This is a genomic window from Anaerobiospirillum sp. NML120448 (assembly GCF_023050945.1).
Taxonomy (GTDB): Bacteria; Pseudomonadota; Gammaproteobacteria; order Enterobacterales; family Succinivibrionaceae; genus Anaerobiospirillum.
Genome location: NZ_JALKIM010000116.1, coordinates 1 through 7,355, shown reverse-complemented (window position 1 = coordinate 7,355; position 7,355 = coordinate 1). Strand labels below are relative to the sequence as shown.

Annotated in this window: 1 protein-coding gene; it reads right to left on the bottom strand. The window is 40.5% G+C overall.

Translation table 11 applies throughout. The features are described 5' to 3' along the window. Positions 1 to 420: 420 nt before the first annotated feature. Positions 421 to 6,315, bottom strand: coding sequence for an autotransporter outer membrane beta-barrel domain-containing protein (locus MXE38_RS11720; protein WP_246915257.1), 5,895 nt, complete (start codon positions 6,313 to 6,315; stop codon positions 421 to 423). Positions 6,316 to 7,355: the final 1,040 nt, after the last annotated feature.

Here is a 7,355-nt window from a genome sequence, read left to right as displayed (position 1 = left end):
CCTTCGTAGGAGAAATGCCAAATTTAAGGCCAATTTGATACGAGCAAAGATTGCCTTGTATAATTACATCAGCAACTTGAGATTCAGTTACTTCTGTTTTATTTACCGAGTGCAAAGTAGCTGTATTCGGTACCGACATATATACCTCCACATGTCATAAAACATGTACAAATGGTATAAGAATGCGGTTCTATTTGCATCTTTCGGATATTTTACAGTTACAGCTCTATAGCTATGAGGCTTAGTCATAAAATAGAAAGTTTTTCCTTAAAAACGAATAAAGGCATACTCCTAATAGATTAAGGAATATGCCTTTATATCAAGTCTACCTAAAAAGAGGCTCTCAACCTAACAGAGCTTGCCTTTCTACTAAGTTTCAAGCCCCAATCTAAGTAGTTTAGTTAAATGCTCTATTTAAGCTTAGAACATGTAACGTGCATTGGCGTTTACACCAAACTCATCAGTGTTAGAAGAGCCAGTGTAGTTGAGGCCTAAGCCTAAACCAAAGTTGCCAGTCTTAGCAGCGATGCCAACAGCTGCACCGTAGGTGAAGTTGTCAACAAACTCAGCCTTGGTAGATACGTCCCAGTTGCTTACACCAGTCCAGGATACAGTGCCATCAACAGTGTCATCACCAAAGTTGCCAGTTAAGGTCAAGTCAAAGCTTGGCTTAACAGTCCAAGTGTCGGTTACATACTCCTTGGAGATGGTTACACCAACAGGGATGGAGAATACATTAGCAGAGCTTGCATTGTATTGACCAACCTCACCAAAGTCAGCAGACTCAATGGTGTAGTCGTCCATATCGATGCGAGTGAAACGCATACCAGCATGTGGAGTTACGTCCATCTCAGCAACCTTTAAGGCGTACTGACCAGTTACACCAACGCTTAAGGCAGTGGTATCAAAGGAGGTAGAGGTCTTGCCAGCAGCAGTGTTAGCCTCAACATCAGAATCGATAGTGGTGTAAGAAATATCACCAACGATTGAGAAGTTGTCGATAGCATAGCCAGCGTAGATAGAACCACCGAAGTAGTCAAAGTCATTAGATACTACAGAGGCAGCACCCTGACCATCAGCATCACCAGAGCCTACGTTGAACATAGCACCAACACGTACGCCGTTAGCTAAGGTTACATCACCACCTAAGGCTACGCCGTATAAGGTAATGTCAGAACCATAGCCTAAGCCATCAGCGTCGAAGCCATCAGACTCGTGGCTCTTGTAAACTGGGGTTACCCATAAACCAGAACCCTGACCATTGTTAGCAATAGTCATAGTACCAGCCTGTTGGCCCATACCGAAGCGACCTGCAACAGCGTCATAAGTGGTAGAGGTAGCAACTAAAGCAGTCTCAGCAGCACCACCAAAATCACCCATACGTGCAGCTTGATCAGCGGCAGCACCATTGGTATAACGGCTTACACTCTCTAAGAAGTCGTTGTAGGCAATGTGATGAATGTTTTTGTCTGCATCAAGAGCATAGTCTTCTGGGTTGATCTTATCAGCTGGGTTGGTAGCTTGAGCGTTATAGTCTTGACCCTTCTTGGAAAGAACGATATTACCAGTCTTAGCGTCAACTTCTACATAGCCCTTGGTCTCTAAATCGCCAAGTAACTTCTGCTCAGGTTCAGCTTGACCAACAATGCTCTCTTGCCAGTTAGAGGTAAGAGTGGTGTAACCAATTAAGAAGTCACGCATTGGAGCAGAAGAGCCATTAAATGCAGTGTCAATCTTATCTTGGTTGAGCTCTAACTTACCACCAGTGGTTTCATTATTAGCCTTAAGAACGAAGTGTAATAAGCCATTGGAGGTTTCAACTTCGATGTTGTTCTCAAGAACCTTTACGCCATTAGCAGTGTCAGCACCAGCATCAGTAAATAATACTACATTGCGAGAACCCTGAATGTAAGAAGCACCATCAAGTACGATCTTGCCACCAACTTCTGCAAAGATAGAGGCATTAGCGCTTTCAAACTTGATTGCACCATCAGCCTTGTTAGCGTCATCACCTAAGGCTAATACGCTGTTCTTACCAATGTAGAGGTCTGGAGTATCTGTTGCAGGGGTACCACTAGCAGGTGTATAAGTACGTGCCTTATTGTACTTAGTTGTTAAGTGGCCATTTAAGTTACCATCGTTTAAGTCAGCATCAATGACAATGCGCTTAGTGTCCTTGAGGACTTGTTGGGCATTTACATAAAGAACAGAGCCAACATTGTCCTTATTAAAGGAACCATTTGCTTCTTGTAGACGAGCAATATAGCGCTGGCCTTCAGCTAAGTCAGAACCTACTAATAAGGCAGAGTTTTGACCTACATAAATATTGCCATTAACAGTAGAAATGTCTTCCTTGGTAGCCTTAGAGGTAAAGGAACCAATTTCAGCAGTTGAAGCCTTTGAACCATAAGCTGGGTCTAAGAATAATGTAGCACCATTTAAGTTAACTAACTCAGCCTTTAACTGACCAGAAAGGTTAGCCTCAGGATCAGACTCGTCGTAATAGCCTACGTTTATCTTCTCATCAGCAGCACCCTTTAATAAGCCAGAAACAGTGGTTGAACCAGCAAAGCCTAAGCTACCAGCCTTAGCGGTTAAGTTAACAAACTTATTGTCGCTGCCTAGTAAAGTAATGTCATGGTTAGTGATGGCCTCACCCTCAAGAACCTGAACATTGCCTAAGAACTCAGACTCATAATCACCAGTAGCAGTTAACTCTAAGTTGCCCTTAGTAACAACAAGATCAGCGCCTAATTGAGAGTTAAGCTTACCAACCTTAACGCCATTCTCTACAGTGGTTACACCAGAAGCAAGCTCAACAGCGGTTTCCTTATTGTTCTTGCCGTCAATCTGAGCAATAGTAGTATTACCACCAGATACTAATAAAGTAGTATCACGACCAGTATCGCTATTCTCTAAGGTAATCTTGCCAGCCTCGCCGCCGCCAATTAAGCCTAAGTGAGCACCAGCAGTAACCTTCATATCAACAAGATCGCCAGACTTATTGGTAGCAAAGCCGTTTTGACCCTTGTTTAAGGTTGCTTGACCAACTTGAACTTCAGTTACGCCATTAGCAGCTTGGATGTTACCAACATTACCCTGAACAACCTTGTTAGCATCTACATTAACAACAGTTGAGTTGGTTAATTGATCAACAACAATGTCAGTAAAGTCTTTGAACTTGCTTAACTGGTCGATATCGATCTGAGTCTTAGCATCATCAACGAATTTAACATCAGAAATCTTCATGCCGTTAAGGTCAATGAAGCCTTCAGGTAAAGCCTCAGTCTTGCCAGTAAACTCTTTACGAACAGCAGCGATCTGCTCAAGAGTCATGCTATCACCTAAACCACTTAGGTCTAAGGATAGAGTACCAAAATCCTCAAGAGTTACAGCGCCAGCTACTACATCTAAGTCAGCACCACCAGTAGGCTTGTTTTGCTTGTAGTTTACAGTTACGTCAGCTGCTTGATCTTTCTTAGCAATAGAGTCAATAGCTCCTAAAGCGGTCTTTTGAAGCTCTAATACAGCGGTAGGGCCAGATACCTTAACGTCCTTTAAGGATACACCGTAGCTTTCTAATACTTCGTTCTGTACTGGATTTGCATTAGGGTTAGCTGCAACATAGTCAGTCTTTTTACCAACTAAGGTTAAAGTGCCTTTAACTACAGTGTTATCTGCAGTGCCAGAGGATACAAACTCAGTAAAGGTAGCCTTGCTGCCCTCATTGATAGTAATCTTACCAGCGGCAGTCTGGTTTACCTTGCCAGCAACTAAGGTTGCGCCAACTAAATCACCATTAGCATCACGCTTGTTTTCTGTACTATCTACACCAACAGTTAAAGCACCATCAGTAAGGTCAATATCAAACTCTTCAGCCTTTTGAGCGGTATTTAAAGTCCAAGTACCAGCATTTACATTTAATGCAGCTGGGTTGGTAGTACCGTTGCCAGCAAGCTTGAACTTGAAGTTAGAAGTACCAGTTTGAGTATCGGCTGACCAAGCGCCATCAGCATCTTTAGATAAGGTGCCTAAGGTTACATTTGCATCTTGATTAACAGTTAGAACTAGGCCAGATTGGGTAGAGCGTAAGCCCTGAGATGCGATGTAGTTACCAGAATTTAAAGAAACAGCCTCATACTTCTTGTTGCTGTCATTATAGTTGTCGAGAACTAATGTGTTAGCCTCAACATTTGCGCCCTTAGCAAAAGCAACATCTGCGCCCTTAATTGTAAGAGTATCGCCTACTAACTTACCACCAGAAACTACGGATAACTTAGCATCAGTAGCGGAGCCAGCAATGTTACCTGTGCTAATCTCAGCCTCGCCAACTAACTCAAGAGTACCGCCATTCGTAACATCAATTTGCTTGCCAGTAGCTAAAGCTCCAACTAAGCTTGCATCGGCAATAATGGTACCATTCTTGTTAGCAGTAAATTTACCAGCTTCATAAACTAAAGAGCCATCTTCAGTGTTAAGAGCAGAAATATCTAAAGTAGCACCTACTAAAGAGTCACTTGATGCTTGACCTACAACTACATCACCACTTTGAATATTGAGCTTAGAGCCATCAGCAAAGGTTAATGAAGCAGCGTTCTTAAGACCAGCTGGAGTTGTAACATCAGTACCTACATTAATAGTACCTTTGCCTGAGCCAGTTTCACCAAGAACAACTTCTACACTGTTGTTGGTCCAAGTACCATTTACTACATCAAGCTTAGAGCCATCATCTGAAAGGTCTAACTTACCATTAGCAACATCTTCAGCAGATACGATATCACCAGACTGGCTTAATAAGGCTTCAGCATACTTAGCGTTTAAAGCATCGCCATTTAGACCTGTAGTATTGGCATCATCAACTTGTTTCTTAATTATAGCTAAGTCACCTGCTGATAAGGTAACAGTCTTAACCTTGGAATCATCGCCAACAACTAAGGTCTTAGAAGCTTTAACTGCAGTGGTGGTTAAAGCTTCGGAGGATGAGTTTTTGAGGTTAAGCTTGGTAGCTTCAACAGTAACTTTACCAATATTACCATTAAGAGTTAACTCGTTACCTAAGATAGTTGCACTATCAGATAAACCAATCTTGTTAGCGGAGCCATCTGTATTGAACTTGTCCTTATCAAGATCAATATTGGCTGTATCGCTAAATTTAAGGGTACCGCCAGAGATAGTAGTCTTCAAGCTTGATGCAGCTAAGTTATCTAAGTTAGCTTTATTGGTCTCAAAAATTGCACCGCTAGCAATCTTAAGGTCACCAGAAGCCTTGGTAAGGTCTACACCAGCAGTTGCGCCAGATTTTACCTTTAAGGTAAGAGTACCTGTAGTGCCAGCACCTGAAACTACGATTGCACCAGCACCAGAGATAGAACCACCAGTTAAGTCAAGCTTATTAGTCTCAGCAGCGCCATCAACAGCAGTTAAAGCTTTCTTGAAGTTAATGTCTAACTCAGAGCCTTTTTGAACTTCAATCTTGCCTGATGAAACTGTGCCTTTTACTAAGTTTACAGAAAGTTTCGTACCAGCTGCACCAGTTGCTCCATCGTTGGCAACAACTAAGTCACCACCAGTAATATTTAATGTACCAGCATTAATGGTGCCTGTATCCTGATTGGTTTTATAAACACTAGTAATAGTACCGCCAGACTTCAAGTTAATAGTGTTAAGCTCACTAAAAACGTCAGTTGCGTTAATAGTTGCACCAACAGTACCTAACTTTGAAAGTTGTAATTGAGCGGTAGTATTTGTTGCAGTTGTACCATCACCAACATTAATCTCTTTAGAGATTAAGTTAGCAGCACTAGCATTACTACCACCAGAGTTTAATAAAACTGTTCCATTAAGGATATTTACTTTTTGTGAGAATTTAGCTGTAACTACTTTAGAGTCTGCGCTATTACCATCAATGGTAATTCCACCACCACTCTTGATATTTAAAATATCAGCGTTATACACAGTATTAGCAGCGGTGCCATCACTCTTGATAAAGTTACTTGTTTGAGCGGCAGTACCAGCTATAATATCGATAGTCTTGCCAGAGTCATCTTTTTCAGCTGCAATACCGATAGTAGAGTAATTAGCAAGATTATCTAGATTGCCAGTGTCTGCAACATCTGCACCATCAATAGTAATTGTAGTTTCTGTTGTAGTTACACCAGCAGCATAAGCTCCTTGGCCTTTATTAGCCTGAGCCTGACCAGCGGCCATTGCCATGGTTACTACAGCAGCGGTGGCTAAACCCTTGAAGTATGCATTCTGGAAGATTGCACGGTATTGGGCCATTAAGAACTTAATGGCGTTATTTGTTTGCTTCATTTGTAATTGAAAAATGAAAGTTAGATTGCTTGTTTTGTCTTGGCACTTCTAAATTGTAACTTATAGCCATAGCAAAAGAGCACGCTTAGTACTGAGCATGAGAGATTTGCTAGAAATTTGGGCTGTAAGCTTGTGGTAAAATGTAAGATTTAGTTGATATTGATAAAGTCTTACAAGATAGGGGCAAAATAAAGTGCGATAAGGCTAAGAGCCTTAATATGGTTTTATACAAGTGCTAAATAAAAGTAACTTGTATTTAAGAGGTAAGAGTAGTTAAGACTTTGTAATGATAAGCACGCTAAAAGCTTATTTTTAAAGTCTATTTAGACACTACTAGTGCGGGAAAGAGTAAGACAAAACACAAAATAGAGCTCAATAAGATAAAAGAGCCCATGGCGGGTGTTTTAAGACGATGCGTCTAGAAATTAGTCGAAAAAAAAAAAGCATAATTTGTGCCTACTTTGTTATATCGAAATAAAAATTTGCCTCTTTCAAAATTTCACCTGAAATTAGAGTGTCTATTAGAAATCATAAGGAACATTTTAGTAAATCTCACAGGAACAATATCTGCGATAAAAGACCATTGGTAAGCTCTTTTTAGGGTATAGGCTACTTCTATATTCATAATAGTGCTTGGTTCAGGTTTTAGAGCAAACATAATCGTTAGTACGATATCAAATCGAAAAGGCATAAGCGGCCATTTGTTTGGGAGAGTGATACTTAGTAATTAGCTTTAAGCGCATCTTATTATTCAAGCTAAAGCTTCTATAAAATCAGATAAATATCAGCTTTGATACAGAGTTGCTCTAATGATAGAGTGGCTCATGAATCAGCAATCTTTTATGCCATCCCATTTGCTCAATCATAGTCAGTAATTTACCAGTAGTATTGGGCTTTTGATTGGTGTTTTAAGCTTTAAACCTAAAAGTTAGCTAACAGTGTCATGTAATTTATTAAAAGTCAAGATTTATATCGAAAAAAATGTTTATTGGGAGATAATTTTTTCTATAAATCATGACATTATATGTGATATAATGTCA